General features: G+C 57.1%; 16 protein-coding genes. 9 read left to right on the top strand and 7 right to left on the bottom strand.

What is annotated here, in order from left to right; translation table 11 throughout:
• Positions 1-15 precede the first annotated feature (15 nt).
• Entirely contained in the window at positions 16-756 is a 741-nt protein-coding gene (locus INF77_RS08220; protein ID WP_193531969.1) for a MipA/OmpV family protein, read from the bottom strand.
• A 117-nt stretch (positions 757-873) separates the two neighbouring features.
• Here INF77_RS08220 and INF77_RS08215 point away from each other — a divergent pair, with 117 nt between their 5' ends.
• Entirely contained in the window at positions 874-1,839 is a 966-nt protein-coding gene (locus INF77_RS08215) for a LysR family transcriptional regulator (RefSeq protein ID WP_065366019.1), read from the top strand.
• Here INF77_RS08215 and aldB read toward each other — a convergent pair.
• Positions 1,836-3,374, bottom strand: a complete 1,539-nt coding sequence (gene aldB, locus INF77_RS08210) for an aldehyde dehydrogenase AldB (RefSeq protein ID WP_041911639.1) — start codon at positions 3,372-3,374, stop codon at positions 1,836-1,838. The genes INF77_RS08215 and aldB overlap by 4 nt on opposite strands.
• A 165-nt stretch (positions 3,375-3,539) precedes the next feature.
• Between aldB and INF77_RS08205 the strand changes: the two genes are divergently transcribed.
• Complete coding sequence (locus INF77_RS08205; RefSeq protein WP_028015053.1) at positions 3,540-4,424, top strand: ROK family protein; 885 nt, start codon at positions 3,540-3,542, stop codon at positions 4,422-4,424.
• A 3-nt stretch (positions 4,425-4,427) separates the two neighbouring features.
• Here INF77_RS08205 and selB read toward each other — a convergent pair whose 3' ends face one another.
• The 5 genes from selB to INF77_RS08180 form a co-directional block, all read right to left on the bottom strand.
• On the bottom strand, positions 4,428-6,266 hold the full coding sequence (gene selB / locus INF77_RS08200; RefSeq protein ID WP_193531968.1) for a selenocysteine-specific translation elongation factor: 1,839 nt from the start codon (positions 6,264-6,266) through the stop codon (positions 4,428-4,430).
• Positions 6,263-7,648: an L-seryl-tRNA(Sec) selenium transferase gene (selA, locus tag INF77_RS08195; protein ID WP_193531967.1), complete on the bottom strand. Its 1,386-nt coding sequence runs from the start codon at positions 7,646-7,648 to the stop codon at positions 6,263-6,265. Before selA ends, selB begins: the two co-directional genes overlap by 4 nt.
• Positions 7,649-7,751: 103 nt before the next feature.
• Positions 7,752-8,360 carry a glutathione S-transferase gene (locus tag INF77_RS08190; protein WP_045630259.1) on the bottom strand — a complete coding sequence of 203 codons (609 nt, stop codon included), beginning with the start codon at positions 8,358-8,360 and terminating at the stop codon, positions 7,752-7,754.
• Positions 8,361-8,450: 90 nt separating this feature from the next.
• The gene (locus INF77_RS08185; RefSeq protein ID WP_028015049.1) at positions 8,451-9,587 is read right to left on the bottom strand and encodes an HlyD family secretion protein; all 1,137 of its coding nucleotides are present in this window, start codon (positions 9,585-9,587) and stop codon (positions 8,451-8,453) included.
• 2 nt (positions 9,588-9,589) lie between these two features.
• Positions 9,590-9,946, bottom strand: coding sequence for a DUF3302 domain-containing protein (locus INF77_RS08180; protein WP_150145134.1), 357 nt, complete (start codon positions 9,944-9,946; stop codon positions 9,590-9,592).
• A gap of 634 nt (positions 9,947-10,580) precedes the next feature.
• Here INF77_RS08180 and INF77_RS08175 point away from each other — a divergent pair.
• The 7 genes from INF77_RS08175 (at position 10,581) to lldD (ending at position 18,628) form a co-directional block, all read left to right on the top strand.
• Entirely contained in the window at positions 10,581-12,488 is a 1,908-nt protein-coding gene (locus tag INF77_RS08175) for a PTS mannitol transporter subunit IICBA (protein ID WP_028015047.1), read from the top strand.
• Positions 12,489-12,590: 102 nt separating this feature from the next.
• Positions 12,591-13,739 carry a mannitol-1-phosphate 5-dehydrogenase gene (mtlD, locus tag INF77_RS08170; RefSeq protein ID WP_150145133.1) on the top strand — a complete coding sequence of 383 codons (1,149 nt, stop codon included), beginning with the start codon at positions 12,591-12,593 and terminating at the stop codon, positions 13,737-13,739.
• Positions 13,736-14,326 (top strand): mannitol operon repressor MtlR, encoded by a 591-nt coding sequence (gene mtlR, locus INF77_RS08165; RefSeq protein ID WP_028015045.1) that lies wholly within the window; start codon positions 13,736-13,738, stop codon positions 14,324-14,326. Before mtlD ends, mtlR begins: the two co-directional genes overlap by 4 nt.
• A gap of 57 nt (positions 14,327-14,383) precedes the next feature.
• On the top strand, positions 14,384-14,746 hold the full coding sequence (locus INF77_RS08160; protein ID WP_193531966.1) for a YibL family ribosome-associated protein: 363 nt from the start codon (positions 14,384-14,386) through the stop codon (positions 14,744-14,746).
• Between the two features lie 272 nt (positions 14,747-15,018).
• Positions 15,019-16,674 carry an L-lactate permease gene (lldP, locus tag INF77_RS08155; RefSeq protein WP_045630254.1) on the top strand — a complete coding sequence of 552 codons (1,656 nt, stop codon included), beginning with the start codon at positions 15,019-15,021 and terminating at the stop codon, positions 16,672-16,674.
• Complete coding sequence (gene lldR, locus INF77_RS08150; RefSeq protein ID WP_063437270.1) at positions 16,671-17,444, top strand: transcriptional regulator LldR; 774 nt, start codon at positions 16,671-16,673, stop codon at positions 17,442-17,444. Before lldP ends, lldR begins: the two co-directional genes overlap by 4 nt.
• Positions 17,441-18,628, top strand: a complete 1,188-nt coding sequence (gene lldD, locus INF77_RS08145; protein WP_193531965.1) for an FMN-dependent L-lactate dehydrogenase LldD — start codon at positions 17,441-17,443, stop codon at positions 18,626-18,628. The genes lldR and lldD overlap by 4 nt, the downstream gene beginning before the upstream one ends.
• Positions 18,629-18,793 lie beyond the last annotated feature (165 nt).

Here is an 18,793-nt window from a genome sequence, read left to right as displayed (position 1 = left end):
ACCGGCTTTACCGCATCAGAAGCGCCAGGTCAGGCCGGTCATTAGCGCGAAGCTATCATCGCGGTCGATCATCGGGCTGTTCTTCACGTCATCAGGCAACACGGTGTAGACCGCGCTGGCGTTGAGGTACAGCTTCTGGGTTAACTGATATTTAGCTACCAGACCAACGTAGGGCGTCCAGCTGTCGCCGGCGGTGTATTGATCCAGACCTGAGCGGCGTGACTCGCTGCCGGATACGCCGTAGTAGTAGTCGTTATAGCTCTCGTCGCTGTAAAAAACACCGACAGAAGGCGTCAGGGTCAAACGCTCCATCCTGATTGGACGGAAGTAGGATACCTCGCCCACCACGCCGCCGCTTTCATCCGTGGCATCGCCTGAAACCGCCACTTTCAGAGAACCCCAGCTTTCGTGGCGGTAGTACGCACCGCCGAGGAACGCAGAGGCTTTACGCTCATCAAGCTGCTTCATCTGGTGGTCGTCGTTATCATCCGGATCAAAATGCAGCGGCATCCAGGATGCGGTCAGGCTGAGTTCATTTTTTGCGTCTTTCCACAGGATCCATCCGCCCGTGGTCTGGCGAACATAGAAACGATCGCCCTCATAGCTAATTAACGGCACCGCGGTGGTATTTTCGTTATAGCCTTTATAAGGAGACTCATTAAATACGGTCCCCGCGCCAAGTGAAAAATCACCGGCCATTGCAGAAGAGGTTGCAAATAACGTGGCAGCAATCAGTAAATTGTATTTAATAGTCATGTGAAGTAATCCATTTATACGCCAAATAAGCGGGGCGAATAATAATGGTTACAAATTTGCCGGTGCAACGCTGCAGTTTATATAATATTATATATAAAACCATATAGATGGGTGCGCATGATGAATAAATTACAGCTAAAGCCACGCGAGTTAAAAATAATCTCCGTCATCGCAGCCACCCACAGCATTGGTGATGCCGCCGCCCTGCTGGGCATGGCGCAGGCCAATGTCAGTAAATATCTCTCGGATTTTGAAACGCGGGTTGGGCTTAAGGTTTTTGAGCGCACGACCCGCCAGCTCGCTCTGACGCAGTTCGGTGAAGCATTACTCCCTTATGTCGACGCCACGCTGGACAAAAACACGCAACTTATTAATTTCATTGCCGATTATAAGCATGAAAAGCGTGGAAAAGTCACGATTTACGCTCCAACGGGCATTGTGACCTATCTCGCGCGCCACGTGATCCACCAGATAAAGGACATCGGGGACATTCGCATTTCCCTGAAAACCTACAACCTGGACCGCAACGAATATTCAGAAGGTGTGTCCTTCCCGGATGACTGTGATATTTTAATTACCTATGCTCAGCCAAAAGATGAAAGTCTGGTCGCCAGCGTATTAACAAAATATTCCGTCACTGCATTCGCAACCCAGGAATATTTAAATAAACATCCTTTAACCGGACCTGAAGATTTAATTAATCACTCCTGTATTCTGATCGACTCTATGCTGGTCGACGACGCCAACATCTGGCGTTTTCGCATGCATGGCAGTGATGATGTGCATGATTATCGGGTAACCGGAAACTATATTTGCGACAATACCCAGACGGCCCTGGAGCTGGCAAGAAATAATCTTGGCATTGTGTTCGCGCCGAAAGAAAGCCTGAAGAAGGAATTAACGCAAGGCACGCTGGTCCCCTGCTTCCCGCATCAGGAAGAGTGGTGGCTCGATCTGACCGCCATCTTCCGCAAGCGCGAATATCAGCCCTGGCGCGTACAATATGTTCTGGATGGTGTCCTCAACTGTCTGCGCCAGCAAATTGCTCAGGCCGTCCATGGACGGCCTGAACTGGGCGATTAGAATAGCCCCAGCGGTTTATCGGAGTAGCTGACAAGTAGACATTTCGTCTGCTGGTAATGCTCCAGCATCATCTTGTGCGTTTCACGCCCGATGCCCGATTGCTTATACCCGCCAAATGCCGCGTGAGCCGGATAGGCGTGGTAGCAGTTGGTCCATACGCGTCCCGCCTGTATACCCCTGCCCATTTTATAGGCCAGATTACCGTTACGGCTCCAGACTCCCGCCCCCAGGCCATACGGCGTGTCGTTGGCAATTTCCAGCGCCTCCTCCATCGTTTTGAAGGTAGTCACCGCCAGCACCGGTCCGAAAATCTCCTCCTGGAAGACACGCATGTTGTTCTGCCCGAACAGGATCGTCGGCTCAAGGTAATACCCTTCCTGCAGATCTCCGCCGAGCACCTTACGGCGACCGCCGGTCAGGATATCCGCCCCTTCCTTCTTGCCGATATCGATGTAGTTGAGGATAGTCTCCAGCTGGCCATGCGAGACCTGCGCCCCCATCTGCGTAACGTTATCGAGCGGGTTACCGCTGCGGATAGACTCGACGCGGCGAATGGCCCGCTCCATAAAGCGCTCGTAGATGGACTCCTGCACCAGCGCGCGGCTTGGGCAGGTGCAAACTTCGCCCTGGTTAAAGGCAAACAGCGCAAACCCTTCCAGCGCCTTGTCGAAGAAAGCGTCCTCTTCCTCCATCACGTCCGCGAAGAAGATGTTCGGGGACTTCCCGCCCAGCTCCAGGGTCACGGGAATGATGTTTTGCGTGGCGTACTGCATAATCTGCTGGCCCACTTCCGTCGACCCGGTAAACGCCACTTTAGCGATCCGTTTTGAGGTGGCCAGATATTCCCCTATCTCACCGCCCGCGCCGTTCACCACGTTAATCACCCCCGGCGGCAGAAGATCGGCAACAATTTCCATCAGCAGCAGGACAGAGAGCGGGGTTAAACGCGCCGGTTTAAGCACAATGCAGTTCCCGGCGGCCAGCGCGGGTGCCATTTTCCAGCTCGCCATCAGCAGCGGGAAGTTCCACGGAATAATTTGCCCGACGACCCCCAGCGGCTCGTGGAAGTGGTACGCCACGGTGTCGCTATCTACCTCGCTTATTCCGCCCTCCTGCGCGCGAATACAGGAGGCAAAATAGCGGAAGTGGTCGATAGCCAGCGGCACGTCTGCCGCCATCGTTTCCCGGATCGGCTTGCCGTTATCCCAGGTTTCCGCCGTCGCCAGCAGCTCCAGGTTCTGCTCCATCCGGTCGGCGATTTTGAACAAAATGGCCGCGCGCTCCTGAACGGAGGTATGGCCCCATTTATCTTTCGCTTTGTGCGCCGCATCCAACGCCAGATCGATATCCCGCTTGCCGGAGCTGGCAATCTCGCACAGCGGCTGGCCGGTAACGGGCGTCAGGTTGGAATAGTATTCGCCGTCGACGGGGGCCACCCAGTCGCCGCCGATAAAATTGTCATAACGGGGCTTCAGCTTGAGGGGAAAACCATACTCGCCGGGCTGGATTCGCGAAGAGGGAGGATTGTTTGTCATGACCGTCTCCTTGCTGTTGGTGTACAACAAGGGTAGTCCCGGCTGGCGGTTTTCTCGCCAGTGGGTGACGGGTTTACGAGCCGTATCACGGATTACCGTACTTTACGTTTCGTTTCTGCCACTGAGCCATACTTAACAGCTCAAGGGCTCATGAGGAACGATGCGATGCAGCTGTTTATCGGTTTTGACGTAGGCGGAACCCACATCAAACACGGCGTGATTGATGAAAATGGCAAGGAGCTGACGACGGACGAGTACGATACTCCTGAGGATAAAAACACCTTCAAAAAGAAGTGGAAAGCGGTAGTTGAAGCGTATCAGGACGAACACGACATCGTCGGCATCGGCGTGAGCTTTCCCGGCCATATTAACCACCACAGCGGCGAAGCGGCAAAAGCGGGCGCGCTCGACTATCTCGACGGCGAAAACCTGTGCGAACTCTTCGCCGGTCTGACCGATCTTCCCGTCACCGTGGAAAACGACGCCAACTGTGCGGCGCTGGGCGAGCGCTGGCAGGGCGCGGGTAAGGACTACGAGCATTTCGTCTGCATCACCATCGGCACGGGCATCGGTGGCGGGATTGTGATGGAAGGCGATCTTTATCGCGGGTCGCATTACCGCGCCGGCGAATTTGGCGTGCTGCCCGTGGGTAATAACGGCGAACCCATGCATGACGTGGCGTCGGCCAGCGGCCTGATGAAAGCCTGCCGCCGCGCGCTGGCCGTATCAGAAGAAGAGATGCCTGACGGCGAGGAGCTGTTTAAACGCATGGAGAGCGACGTGCATCTGCGTGAGGCCATTGAGGAGTGGGCCCATTGCCTCTCGCGCGGCGTTTACAGCGTAATCTCGATGTTCGATCCACAGGCAGTGCTGATTGGCGGCGGGGTAAGCGAGCAGGAGAAAATCTATCTCCTGCTCGATAAGTACCTGCAGCGATTCGAGGAGTGGGAGGCGCTCAAGGTGCCCATTCTGCCCTGCGAGCTGGGTAACCAGGCGGGAAGGCTGGGCGCGGTATGGCTGGCTAAGCAAAAACTCTCCCGCCGCACGTAGCGCTCAGGGGAACAACTGCGCGTCGCGAAGCAGATGGTCATTACCCCGGCGACGCGTAAAACCGATGCGGTTGAAATATTCCAGGATCTGGATCGCCAGCTTGCGGCCAACGTTCAGCCGGTCGCGGAAATCGGCTGCGCAGGTGGAGCCGCGCGCCTGATCCAGTTCGCGGATCAGGTTAGCAAACGCCACAATGCGATCGTTACGGTAATAACGATCTTTCACGATCGCGACTATCAGCCCCTGCTGCGCCGCATGGCGCAATACCTGGCGCATTACCTGCTCGTCGGTGTTCGTTTCACGCGCCAGATCGCGAACCCACCAGGGTTCATCGACAAACAGCGAGGCCACTTTTTGCCAGATTGCCTCCTGCTCTGCGGTGAACCCGGCTTTGTGATCCGGCAGATGCAGCCAGCCGTGATGGCTTTTAATCACCCCGCTTTCGCGCATGTTTTCAATCAGCAGCAGCACCAGCGCATCGTCTTCCATCGGCAGCGCCATGCGTCGCAGGCGCTCACGACCAGGACCGGGTTCATCCTGATGCTGTTCATGGTAAGTGGCGAGCGTGTTCAGGATCTTACGCTGCCAGTTTGCCGCAACCGGCGCATCGAGCAGGCTGTTGCCGGCCTGAATAAAGCCCGGCTGTTGGGTCAGCTGATGCAACCCTTCGCCACTCAGCTGGCGTGCCCATGCAAAATCACTCAGGCTCACGGCCCCGCGCTCAAGATGAACCCGCAGCGCGGCGTTATCATCCTGAGCCTGCGCAAGCGCAGCCAGCCATTGCAGGTATTCAGGCTTACGCTTGCCGCGTCGCGGCGGGTTCAGCGTCACTACCCGCGCCCCGGCCAGCGTTTCCCGTGCGGAAATGTCCCGCAGTACCAGACGGTCGTTATCCGCCAGCCAGAGCGGCGAATCAAAAACCAGTTCGGCAAGATCGTTTTCCAGCAGGGACACGCGCCCGGTGATATGGCTGGCCGCGTGGTGAATATGCAGCGGCTGCCATTGGGTCAGCGGGACGTTTGTCTGCAGGGAGACGATGACGCGTTCAGACGGCTCGGGCGGGGCGTCGGCCAGCAGCCAGTCGCCGCGGTTAAGCTGCTCTTTTTCCGCATCCCCGGCAATGTTGAGCGCGATCCGCTGCCCGGCGTGGGCGTGCTCCGCAGGCTGATTTTGCGCATGTAAGCCGCGCACGCGCATCGGTTTATTAACGCCCGTCAGCCAGAGGCTATCGCCCACCTTCACTTCACCGCTTAACGCCGTACCGGTGACCACCAGCCCCGCGCCTTTGACGGTAAACGCCCGGTCAATCGCCAGACGGAAGCGGTGATGGCTGGCGTGGTCTCGCGACGAAAGCTGCTGCAAATGGTGGCGAAGTTTGCCGATACCGCGCCCTTCTGTCGCTACGGTGACAAAAAGCGGTGCATCGGCAAAACCATATTCCCGTAAGGTCGCCTGCACCGCTTCGCGCACCTCGCTGACGCGCGCGTCGTCAACGCGATCGGCTTTAGTCAGCGCCACGGTCAACTGCGGGTTGCCTGTCAGCTGGAGGATCGCCAGATGCTCACGGGTTTGCGCCATCACGCCGTCATCGCAGGCCACCACAAGCAGGGCATGATCGATGCCCCCCACGCCCGCCAGCATGTTGGAAAGAAATTTTTCATGCCCCGGAACATCAATAAAGCCCAGCACGCGGCCATCGGGCTGGGGCCAGTAGGCATAGCCCAGATCGATGGTCATGCCGCGCTTTTTCTCTTCCGGCAGACGATCGGCATTTATGCCGGTAATTGCCTGCAGTAACGTGGTTTTTCCGTGGTCGACGTGACCGGCGGTGGCAATAATCATTTCAACAACATCTCCAGAAATCGCTCTTCATCTTCAAGGCAGCGCAGATCCAGCCACATGCGGCCGTCGTAAATCCGTCCGATAACCGGCGTCGGCAGGCTACGCCAGCGCAACGACAGGGCCTCAAGGCGGCTACCGCGCCCGTCACGCGGGGTGAAGGTGAGCGCTTGACTCGGCAGCCTGTCCACCGGCAGCGAACCGCTGCCAATTTGCGACTGACAGGGCTCAATGCGAACGTCAAAATCGGGGTAGTGCGGGGCAACGCGCGGCAGCAGCCGTTCGGCCTGGGCGCGAATCGAGGCGGCATCCCGGCTTAACAGGCGCAGCGTGGGCAGGCGGTCAGCCAGTTTCTCCGGGTGGAGATAGAGGCGCAGCGTCGCCTCCAGCGCGGCAAGGGTCATTTTATCGGCCCGCAGGGCGCGCTTGAGCGGGTGCTGCTGCAGCTGCGCAATCAGCTCGCGCTTGCCGACGATAATTCCGGCCTGCGGCCCGCCCAGCAGTTTGTCGCCGGAAAAGCTGACCAGGCTCACGCCCGCCGCAATCATCTCTTGCGGCATCGGCTCTTTAGGCAGCCCGTACTGGCTGAGATCCACCAGCGAACCGCTGCCGAGATCGGCAATCACCGGAATATTCAGCTCACCCCCAATCGCCGCCAGCTCGGCCTCTTCAACCGTTTTGGTGAAGCCTTCAATATGATAATTGCTGGTGTGGACCTTCATCAGCAGGGCGGTGTTTTCATTCACCGCCGCGCGATAATCTTTCGCATGGGTACGGTTAGTCGTACCCACTTCATGCAGCGTGCAGCCCGCCTGGCGCATCACGTCCGGGATGCGAAACGCCCCGCCAATCTCCACCAGCTCGCCGCGGGACACCACCACCTCTCTGCCGCTCGCGGTCGCCGCCAACATCAGCAGCACCGCCGCCGCGTTGTTATTCACAATGCAGGCATCTTCCGCACCGGTTAGCTGGCAGAGCAGATCCGCCAGCGCGCGATCGCGATGCCCGCGCCCGGCGCCGTCCAGATCGTACTCCAGCGTCACCGGCGAGCGCATGGCCTGCACGACCGCAGCCACCGCCTCTTCCGCCTGCTGGGCGCGTCCCAGGTTGGTGTGCAGCACGGTCCCCGTCAGGTTGACCACCGGGCGTAACGCGCTTTGCGCCTTCTCACCCAGCCGATACTCAACTTCCTGCTCCCACGCTGCGCACCAGTCGGGCAAGGCGTTTTCGGCCTGGATATGGCCTCGGGCTTCATCCTGAAGCAGACGTAACATCTCCACCGTCGCGGTATGGCCGAAGCGCTCAACGGCAGCGTGAATGCGGGGCTCGCGAAGAAGTCGGTCGGTCGCGGGGATCTGGCTGTACAGCGAATGATGAGTAGTCATGAAAGCGCCTGGCGAGTAAATATCTTCCCCCCTCCCGACGGGAGAGGGAGTTAACATGTGGAGGGATTGTACCGCCTCCGACGCCGAAGTGTTATAACCCGCGTCAAGCCTTTGGCGGTTCGGTGCGGGCAAAGCTCTCGCGGCTAAAGAGTGTTTCTGCGAGTTTCACCAGCAGCGGACGGTCAACGCACCAGCCAGGGGACACCCGGCGGAAGTTGAGATAGCCGATGGCGCAGGCGATGGCGATGGTTGCCAGGTCCAGGCTGTCGGTGTGGATCTTGCCCTCCCGGATAAGCTTTTCACACATATCCAGACTGCGGCTGATTTTTTCCCGCTGGCGCAGCAGCTCGCTTTCTGACTGCTGGGCGGCGGGCCTTGCCTGCTCGCGAACGGAGGTGAGTGCTGCATCCATAATGCCGTCGGCCAGGGCTTCAATTTGCTTCACCGCCAGCGCCGCTTTAGGGTCAGACGGCAGCATTGCCGGGGCGATGCCCAGCAGCTCGATATACTCCGCAATAATGGGGGAATCGAACCAGTATTCGCCCTCGTCCGTCACCAGCGCCGGAACTTTCCCCAGCGGGTTATACTGCGCGACGCCGTTTTCGGCGTTGTAGGGCTGTTCATTAACGAATTCAAATTCAATCCCTTTCTCCAGCAGGAGAATCGAGATTTTTCGCACGAAGGGACTGGTGTAGCTACCGATGAGTTTCATTGCCTGATCCTTGATGCCGGGAAAAAGTCAGTATGGATCAAGCGATGAAAAAAGGGCAGTTATGCGTGTCGCATTCCCGCCCCGGAAGGATTAGTGATCGAGATAGAGGTAGTGCATCCAGCTGGTCATACGCAGCAGCACTTTACGCATCACCGAGACGTGGGCGAAATGATCCGAATAGACCGCCACCTGGGCATAAATACCGTCCGGCAAAGCATCGACGTCGGCGTTAGGCTCCAGTTCAATCAGCGCCTGTACCCCATCCGTACCCGGCGCAACGGTCAGTGCCTGCAAGGCACCCTGCGCCTGATACGACCCGCCCGGCACTACCGGCAGAACGCTGGTGAGCTTACCGGTGAAAACCTGGCCCGGCAGCGCGTTAAATACCACTTCCGCTTCATCGCCCGGCTTCAGACGCAGCAGCGAGTTCTGACGGAACTGGGCCACAATCTGGCGCTTCTGTTCAGGAATGAAGACCATCACCGGGCGCAGCGGCAGCGCGGCGGCATAGGTTCCCGGACGAATCAGCACCTGGGTGATATAGCCATTGCTCGGCGCGCGCACCACGGTCTGATCGAGGTTGTATTTTGCTTCAGCAAGCTGGGCGCGTAACGAGGCAATCTGCGACTGCTCGCCGTTCACCATGCTGTCCAGCTGGCTTTGAATCTGCGTCTGCTCAGCAACGGAGCCTTTCACCATGGCATCCTGCGCCAGATAGTTCTGCCGCGCGTTATCAATATCGCTTTCAGAGAACGGATTCACCTTCGCCTGGCTGCCTTTGAGGTAGCGCTGATAATCTTTATATAGTCGATCGCGCTCAGCGGAGACGCGTGTCGTATTGGCAACCGCTTCCGAAAGCTGCGCTTTCAGAGTGTCGATATTGTGCGTCGCGGTCACCAGGTCCGCCTTCAGTCTGTCGACGCGCGCCTGATAGCGGCCCGGATCCAGTTTAAATAACACTTCGCCTTTTTTAATGAGCTGGTTATTTTTATCGGTCACTTCAGTAACCACCCCCGTGACCTGCGGCGTAATCGGAATGGAAATTACCGCTTTTTGCGCCGTAAAGGTATACGGATGGTTATAGTTCATTAGTAGAATGAGTCCGGCAACAATAAACACCCCGCCTAACGTCGCGGTAGCAAGCGTCCACTGATTTACCGGAATACGGAATATTTTAAAGATTGCCCAGGCAAATGCCACATAGGTTAGAATAATCAACAGATCCATGATTAGCGCTCCAGCGTGTTTTTATCATCAGAGGGCTGAACCGCTGCCAGCTTGTGTTCTAACTCGGCCACGCGTTTGGCCAGCGCATTCATCCCCGGAACCTCATCAGGCTTAGTAATGTGGTTCTGCATGCCCCAGCCGCGATCTTCGCGGTACAGCGTGGCCCAAATCCACAGGAACGGCCAGATGGCATGGAGCGTAAACAGGCTGATCCAGCCTGCCGTATGAATAGCATCGGCATGGGGATGATTACGCTTTTTAGCCATATTATAGGGGATGTCATGGATGGCGATGATTCCGTAAAAAAGAACCAGAAATACAAAAATCAATACGCCCAGCGCGAAATAGTTGAGAAACATAGTCTCCTCACTTAAACAACGTCAACTCATTACATTAATAAAACAGCACGCAGCCTAATTAATTTATTTTTAAATTTAAAAGGCACACTGATTATTTCAGAGCCGGGGAGTATCGGTTTTTATAATATCTCCACGCAAGTTTATAAGCGTGTCAAAATATATCCTGAATAATAATATACTCAACCTTACATTATGAGCGTAATTCAGGTTTCAACTTTCCGCCATACTACATATGAAAACTGTTTTATTAGCTTTCCGTGTTACTCGAGGCCGTCCTGACGCCGATCGCAGTCGGAGAAATCCGCATAAAAATATTTTGTGAAATCAGTCACAATCCGGAAACAAACACGCAAAAACAAAATGTGACATCAATCACATAAAGAGGTGGTTTTTGCTCTATTTTTCGCCATCGTATTTTTTTTACTCGCCTATTTTGTGACTCAGATCACTTCATTCAACGCCACACCCCCTACATTTACGTGACATACATCACACAAAATTCCGCTGTCTGGACAGTTGAACGATTCAGTGCCAGATTTCACAGCATCAGAACAGGGTCCGGCTACCTCTGCCGCCTCATTAACAATAAACCTCGGGCCGCAAGCCTAAGCGTAAACAGAAGAAGGGGTGTTTTATGTCATCCGATTTCAAGATCAAAGTTCAAAGCTTTGGTCGTTTCCTCAGCAACATGGTGATGCCAAATATCGGCGCGTTTATCGCGTGGGGTATTATCACCGCATTGTTCATTCCGACAGGGTGGTTGCCTAACGAAACGCTGGCGAAACTTGTTGGCCCAATGATTACCTATCTCCTGCCGCTGCTCATCGGTTATACCGGTGGTCGTCTGGTGGGCGGTGACCGTGGTGGCGTCGTGGGTGCCATCACAACCATGGGCGTGATCGTCGGTGCGGATATGCCGATGTTCCTCGGTGCGATGATTGCCGGTCCTCTGGGCGGCTGGGCGATTAAGAAATTCGACGTCTGGGTTGATGGCAAGATCAAGTCCGGCTTCGAAATGCTGGTGAACAACTTCTCTGCGGGCATCATCGGGATGATCCTCGCGATTCTGGCGTTCCTTGGCATTGGTCCGGCTGTTGAAGTGCTGTCCAAACTGCTGGCGGCGGGCGTTAACTTCATGGTGGCGCACGACATGCTGCCGCTGGCGTCTATCTTCGTTGAACCGGCGAAAATCCTGTTCCTGAACAACGCCATTAACCACGGTATCTTCTCGCCGCTGGGTATTCAGCAGTCTCACGATCTCGGCAAGTCCATCTTCTTCCTGATTGAAGCGAACCCGGGTCCGGGTATGGGCGTTCTGCTGGCGTACATGTTCTTTGGTCGCGGCAGCGCGAAGCAGTCTGCTGGCGGCGCGGCTATCATCCACTTCCTGGGCGGTATCCACGAAATTTACTTCCCGTACGTGCTGATGAACCCACGTCTGATCCTGGCCGTTATCCTCGGCGGTATGACTGGTGTGTTCACCCTGAGCGTGCTGGGCGGCGGTCTGGTCTCCCCTGCTTCTCCAGGCTCTATCCTGGCGGTGCTGGCGATGACGCCGAAAGGCGCATACTTCGCGAACATCGCGGCGATCTGTGCGGCGATGGCGGTCTCCTTCGTGGTCTCTTCTATCCTGCTGAAAACCAGCAAGGTGAAAGAAGACGACGATATCGAAGCGGCAACCCGTCGTATGCACGACATGAAAGCCGAATCCAAAGGTGCGACCCCGCTGGCGGCTGGCGATGTTTCTAACGACCTGAGCCACGTGCGTAAAATCATCGTTGCCTGCGACGCCGGTATGGGTTCCAGCGCAATGGGTGCCGGCGTGCTGCGTAAGAAAGTGCAGGATGCGGGTTTGACCAATATCTCTGTGACCAACAGCGCGATTAACAACCTGCCGCCGGACGTTGACCTGGTCATCACGCACCGCGATCTGACCGAGCGCGCTATGCGTCAGGTACCGCAGGCACAGCACATCTCGCTGACCAACTTCCTGGACAGCGGCCTGTACACCAGCCTGACCGAACGTCTGGTTGCCGCGCAGCGCCACGAAGACAACGAAGTGAAGGTGCGCACCAGCCTGCAGGACAGTTTTGACGAGAGCAACGCTCACCTGTTTAAGCTGGGCGCGGAGAACATCTTCCTCGGCCGTACCGCGAGCACCAAAGAAGAGGCGATTCGCTTTGCCGGTGAACAGCTGGTGAAGGGCGGCTACGTTCAGCCAGAATATGTTGACGCGATGCTGGAACGTGAAAAACTGACGCCAACCTACCTGGGTGAATCCATCGCGGTTCCGCACGGTACGGTTGAAGCGAAAGACCGCGTGCTGAAAACCGGCGTGGTGTTCTGTCAGTATCCTGACGGCGTGCGCTTCGGTGAAGAAGAGGACGACATCGCCCGTCTGGTGATTGGTATCGCCGCTCGCAACAACGAGCATATTCAGGTGATTACCAGCCTGACCAACGCGCTGGATGATGAGTCCGTCATCGAGCGCCTGGCACAAACTGAAAGCGTTGAAGAAGTTCTGGCCCTGCTCAACAAATAGCAGCGCCTCTTCCCTCTCCCCTTCGGGGAGAGGGCTAGGGTGAGGGGGAAACGTTCCTCACCCCAGCCCTCTCGGGTAAAAACATTGATGAAGGTTAACACTATGAAAGCATTACATTTTGGCGCAGGTAATATCGGTCGTGGCTTTATCGGTAAACTGCTGGCAGACGCGGGCATTACCCTGACATTCGCCGATGTGAATCAGGTGGTTCTGGATGCCCTGAATGCCCGTCATAGCTATCAGGTTCATGTGGTGGGTGAAAACGAACAGGTTGAAACCGTCTCTGGCGTCAACGCGGTCAGCAGCATCGGCGACGACGTGATTGACCTGATCGCCAGCGTTGATCTGGTGACCACCGCCGTGGGCCCGGTGGTGCTTGAACGTATTGCTCCTGCGGTCGCGAAAGGCCTGACGAAGCGTAAAGCACAGGGCATTGAAACACCGCTGAACATCATCGCCTGTGAAAACATGGTGCGCGGCACCACGCAGCTGAAAGGCCACGTTATGGCGGCCGTGGCTGAGGAAGATAAAGCCTGGGTTGAAGCGCACGTCGGGTTTGTGGATTCCGCTGTAGACCGCATCGTTCCGCCGTCCGAATCCGCCACCAACGATCCGCTGGAAGTCACTGTTGAAACCTTCAGCGAGTGGATCGTCGATAAAACTCAGTTCAAGGGCGCGCTGCCGACCATTCCGGGAATGGAACTCACTGATGACCTGATGGCATTTGTCGAACGCAAACTCTTCACGCTGAACACCGGGCATGCTATAACCGCGTACCTCGGAAAGTTGGCCGGTCATCAGACCATTCGCGACGCGATCCTCGATGAGCAGATCCGCGCGGTGGTGAAAGGGGCAATGGAAGAGAGCGGCGCGGTGCTGATCAAACGCTACGGTTTTGATGCTGATAAACACGCAGCATATATCCAGAAAATCCTCGGTCGTTTTGAAAACCCGTATCTGAAAGATGACGTTGAGCGCGTGGGCCGTCAGCCACTGCGTAAGCTGAGCGCGGGCGACCGCCTGATTAAGCCGCTGCTGGGCACGCTGGAATACGGTCTGCCGCACGCCAACCTGGTGAAAGGAATTGCTGCCGCGATGCACTACCGCAGCGAGCAGGACCCGCAGGCGATTGAGCTGGCTCAGCTGATTGATGACAAAGGCGCGCAGGCTGCGCTGGCGCAGATTTCCGGTCTGGACGCCAGCAGCGACGTGGTTGCGGAGGCGGTTAACGCATACAACGCAACCAAATGATGCAGAATCCGGCGCAGGTAAGCCTGCGCCCGAATAACAGATTGTCAGATATGCAGGCAATAATGGAACAAACCCAGGCCTTTGAAAATCGTGTGCTTGAGCGTCTGAATGCTGGCAAAACCGTACGAAGTTTCCTGATTGCCGCCGTCGAGCTGTTAACCGAGGCGGTGAATATCCTGGTGCTTCAGGTGTTTCGCAAAGACGACTACGCGGTAAAGTACGCTGTAGAGCCGTTACTGGACGGAGACGGACCGCTGGGCGATCTGTCGGTGCGTCTGAAGCTGATTTATGGTCTTGGCGTGCTCAACCGCCAGGAGTATGAAGACGCTGAACTGTTAATGGCGCTGCGCGAAGAGCTCAATCATGACGGTAATGAGTACACTTTTACCGATGATGAAATCCTGGGGCCGTTCGGCGAGCTGCACTGCGTCACCGCCCTGCCTCCTGCTCCCCATTTTGATAACAGCGACCCTGAACTGTACGCGATGCAAAAGCTGCGCTATCAACAGGTTGTCCGTTCCACTATGGTCCTCTCCCTGACTGAGCTGATTTCTAAAATCAGCTTAAAAAAAGCGTTTCAGAAGTAAGCCCGTTCACATTGGTGTATCCTTCCCTGTAATTCCCCCGATTTAGAGTCAATTGTCATGAAAGAAGTCGAAAAGAACGAAATTAAACGCCTGAGCGACCGTCTGGATCTGATCCGTCACCAGATGGCTGGCCTGTCTCTGGTTGATTCCGCCGAGAAATATGCCGAGCTGGAAAAAGAGACCGCGAAGCTGGAAGCGGAGATTGAGCGCCTGCGCGAAGTGAAAGGCCAGAAGCTGAGCAAAGAAGCGCAGAAGCTGATGAACATGCCGCACCGCCGCGCGATCACCAAAAAAGAGCAGGCCGATATGGGCAAGCTGAAGAAAAGCTTCCGTGGTCTGGTGGTGGTACACCCGATGACCGAGCTTGGCCGCGAAATGGGCCTGAAAGAGATGACGGGTTTTTGTAAGACCGCATTCTGATTTCATGCCGGGTGGCGCTGCGCTTACCCGGCCTACTCTTTTCCCCCTTCGCGTGAATTGGTCCAACCAATAGCGCAATCAATCCTCCCCCGGTTCACAATTCCATTATTTGCGCTCACAAAACCATTGCCACTCCATAACATCTGGTTAACCATTCATTGTCATTAACCCTACAACACAATATTGGCAGGACCACTTTTACACAGCTTGTGACGCAGAGTTGAGCGGAGACTCACCCGCAGCACAGGCTGTCTGGTCCCCAGGAGACCTGCATGAGCCTCTGGCAACAAAACTACGACCCGGCCGGCAATATCTGGCTGTCGAGCCTGATCGCATCGTTACCGATCCTGTTCTTCTTCTTTGCGCTGATTAAGCTCAAGCTGAAGGGCTACCTCGCCGCGACGTACACCGTTGCCATCGCCCTGCTGGTGGCGCTGTTCTTTTACAAGATGCCGGTCGACCGCGCGCTGGCCTCCGTCGTCTACGGTTTCTTCTACGGCCTGTGGCCGATTGCGTGGATCATCATCGCCGCGGTCTTTGTCTATAAAATCTCGGTAAAGACCGGGCAGTTCGACATCATTCGTTCGTCGATTCTCTCCATCACCCCGGACCAGCGCTTGCAGATGCTGATTGTCGGCTTCTCCTTCGGGGCGTTCCTTGAAGGCGCGGCAGGATTCGGCGCACCGGTGGCGATCACCGCCGCGCTGCTGGTCGGGTTGGGCTTTAACCCGCTGTACGCCGCTGGCCTGTGCCTGATTGTGAACACCGCACCGGTGGCGTTTGGCGCGATGGGGATTCCGATTCTGGTCGCGGGTCAGGTGACCGGGCTGGACAGCTTTGAGATCGGCCAGATGGTGGGCCGCCAGCTGCCGTTCCTGACCATTATCGTGCTGTTCTGGATCATGGCGATTATGGACGGCTGGCGCGGCGTGAAGGAGACCTGGCCTGCGGTGATGGTGGCAGGCGGCTCGTTCGCGATTGCCCAGTACCTCAGCTCGAACTTCCTTGGCCCGGAGCTGCCGGACATCATCTCTTCGCTGGTGTCGCTGGTCTGTCTGACGCTGTTCCTGAAACGCTGGCAGCCGGTGCGCATCTTCCGCTTTGCCGACATGGGCGCGTCGCATGTGGATCAGACCCTCGCCCGCACGGGCTATACCGCAGGACAGATCGTCCGCGCGTGGTCGCCGTTCCTGTTCCTGACCGCCACCGTGACGCTGTGGAGCATACCGCCGTTTAAAGCGCTGTTCGCTCCCGGCGGCGCGCTGTACGACATGGTGATTAACATCTCCGTGCCGTTCCTCGACAAGATGGTCGCCCGTATGCCGCCGGTGGTGCACGACGCCACGCCGTATGCGGCAGTGTTTAAGTTTGACTGGTTCTCCGCCACCGGTACGGCCATCCTGTTTGCGGCACTCCTTTCCGTGGTGTGGCTGCGCATGAAGCCTGCCGCCGCGGTACAGACTTTTGCGGCAACGATTAAAGAGCTGATGCTGCCGATCTACTCCATCGGCATGGTGCTGGCGTTCGCGTTTATCTCGAACTACTCCGGCCTGTCGTCAACGCTGGCGTTAGCGCTGGCGCACACCGGACACGCGTTCACCTTCTTCTCGCCGTTCCTCGGCTGGCTGGGGGTGTTCCTGACGGGTTCAGATACCTCGTCTAACGCTCTGTTTGCCGCCCTGCAGGCGACGGCTGCGCAGCAGATTGGCGTGTCGGACGTGCTGCTGGTCGCCGCGAACACCACCGGCGGCGTGACCGGCAAAATGATCTCCCCGCAGTCCATCGCCATTGCCTGTGCGGCGGTGGGACTGGTGGGCAAAGAGTCGGACCTGTTCCGCTTCACCGTGAAGCACAGCCTGATATTCACCTGCATGGTGGGCGTGATCACCACCCTGCAGGCCTATGTCTTAACCTGGATGATCCCATGATAGTGATGCCCAGACGCCTGTCCGACGAGATTGCCTCTCGCGTGCGGGCGCTGATTGAAGAACAACAGCTGGAAGCGGGCATGAAATTGCCCGCCGAGCGCCAGCTTGCCGCCCGGCTTGGCGTATCGCGTAACTCATTGCGCGAGGCGCTGGCGACGCTGGTCAGCGAAGGCGTACTGGTGAGCCGTCGCGGCGGCGGCACCTTTGTGCGCTGGCAGCATGATGACTGGTCCGAGCAAAACATCGTTCAGCCGCTGAAGACGCTGCTGGAAAACGACCCGGACTACAGCTTCGACATCCTTGAAGCGCGTCACGCCATCGAAACCAGTACCGCATGGCACGCAGCGATGCGGGCAACCGAAGCCGACAAAGAGAAGCTCAAAGCCTGCTTCGAAGCCACGCAAAGCAGCGACCCGGACATCGCCTCCCAGGCGGACGTGCGTTTCCATCTGGCAATCGCCGAGGCGTCGCACAACGTGGTGCTGCTCCAGACCATGCGCGGGTTCTTCGACCTGCTGCAATCCTCCGTGAAGCAGAGCCGCCAGCGTATGTATCTGGTCCCGCCGGTCTTTGCCCAGCTGACCGAACAGCACGAGGCGGTGCTCAACGCCATTCTGGCCGGCGATGCCGAAGCCGCGCGCAAAGCGATGATGGCGCATCTCGGCTTCGTGCACACCACCATTAAACGATTTGATGAAGACCAGGCCCGACAGGCGCGTATTACCCGTCTGCCTGGCGACAGTGATATTTCCAGGGAGAACAAAGCATGATTATTTCAGCAGCCAGTGACTACCGCGCCGCGGCGCAGCGCATTTTGCCGCCGTTCCTGTTCCACTACATCGACGGTGGGGCGTATGCCGAATACACCCTGCGCCGCAACGTGGAGGATCTGTCAGAAGTGGCCCTGCGCCAGCGCGTGCTGAAGAATATGTCTGACCTGAGCCTTGAGACGAAACTGTTTAACGAAACGCTCTCCATGCCGGTGGCGCTCGCACCTGTCGGCTTATGCGGCATGTACGCCCGTCGCGGTGAAGTGCAGGCCGCCGCCGCGGCAGATGCTAAAGGCATTCCGTTTACCCTCTCTACCGTCTCGGTCTGTCCGATTGAAGAGGTCGCCCCGACCATCAAGCGGCCGATGTGGTTCCAGCTGTACGTCCTGCGCGATCGCGGCTTTATGCGTAACGCGCTGGAGCGCGCTAAAGCGGCGGGCTGCTCCACGCTGGTCTTTACAGTCGATATGCCCACGCCCGGCGCGCGCTACCGTGATGCCCACTCCGGCATGAGCGGCCCGAATGCCGCCCTGCGCCGCTACTGGCAGGCGGTAACGCATCCACAGTGGGCATGGGATGTGGGTCTGAACGGCCGTCCGCACGATCTGGGGAACATCTCGGCCTACCTTGGCAAACCGACCGGGCTGGAGGATTACATCGGCTGGCTGGCGAACAACTTCGATCCGTCGATCTCGTGGAAAGACCTGGAGTGGATCCGCGAGTTCTGGGATGGACCGATGGTGATCAAAGGGATCCTCGATCCGGAAGATGCCCGCGATGCGGTACGCTTTGGTGCAGACGGGATTGTGGTCTCTAACCACGGCGGACGCCAGCTCGACGGCGTGCTCTCTTCCGCCCGCGCCCTGCCGGCCATTGCCGATGCGGTGAAAGGCGATATTGCCATTCTGGCCGACAGCGGCATCCGCAACGGGCTGGACGTGGTGCGCATGATTGCGCTGGGTGCCGACAGCGTGCTGCTGGGCCGCGCGTACCTGTACGCGCTGGCCACCAGCGGCCAGGCGGGCGTGGCAAATCTGCTGAACCTGATCGAGAAAGAGATGAAGGTGGCGATGACCCTGACCGGCGCGAAGTCGATCAGTGAAATCAGCAAGGATTCGCTGGTGCAGGAGTTGAGCAAACTACCGGCGGCGCTGGCTCCGCTGTCACGTGGCGACGCGGCCTGATCCTCTCCCGTTCCCCCACCTTTCCCATGCGTCCGATTTCCCCCTCGGGCGCTTTTTTTGTTGAAAATAACACCTGCGTAACATTCTGGATAAGAAAATTTGACACATCCCTCCCGTTCGCAATTGTATAGACAAGCAAATACAAGAACACAAAAACAACATCAC

The organism is Enterobacter cloacae complex sp. P1B, from assembly GCF_014982345.1.
Lineage (GTDB): Bacteria > Pseudomonadota > Gammaproteobacteria > Enterobacterales > Enterobacteriaceae > Enterobacter > Enterobacter bugandensis.
The sequence above is the reverse complement of the archived record's forward strand: the minus strand, read 5'-3'. Positions and strand labels throughout refer to the sequence as shown.